Raw genomic sequence first — 446 nt, 5'->3', positions numbered from 1 at the left:
TCGCTTGAGAATAGCGACATCGCTGGTGTTGGCGGTATACATCCAGGTATCAGGCCAGAACCACCCTTCTACCCATTCCGGGTGAGCAAGCTTTAATGCCCGGGCGACGGTGGCATAGTCATCATCCGGCAACGTATGGCGGATATACGGCGCCTCTCGTAACTGTTTGAGGTAGTCGCTAAGACGCATCCCTTCAACAAATCGCAACGGGAATTGCGCCTCTTTCCCGCTCTCCAGCAGCTCAAGCATATCCCTTACGGTCATGCCGGGCATAAAACGGTAGGTTCCCGCTTTAAAGTGCGATAACTCAGGCTCAACGCGCAGCAGCCACTGAAATACCCGAGGGCGATTAATGATTTTTTCATCATAAAGCTGGTCGCCAAGCGCCAGCCGCCCTGTTCCCGCCTTTAGCGTAAAGATAGTCTCGTCTTTAATAAGTAACGTGC

The 446-nt window shown here is 52.7% G+C and carries 1 protein-coding gene; it reads right to left on the bottom strand.

What is annotated here, in order from left to right; all coding sequences use genetic code 11:
- Nucleotides 1-446: endolytic transglycosylase MltG (gene mltG, locus F7Q90_RS26070; RefSeq protein ID WP_151161212.1), on the bottom strand; the 446-nt coding region annotated here is incomplete at both ends.

This window comes from Pantoea stewartii subsp. stewartii (assembly GCF_008801695.1).
GTDB lineage: Bacteria > Pseudomonadota > Gammaproteobacteria > Enterobacterales > Enterobacteriaceae > Pantoea > Pantoea stewartii.
Note: the sequence above shows the minus strand (reverse complement) of the source record. Positions and strands in the feature narration are given on the sequence as shown.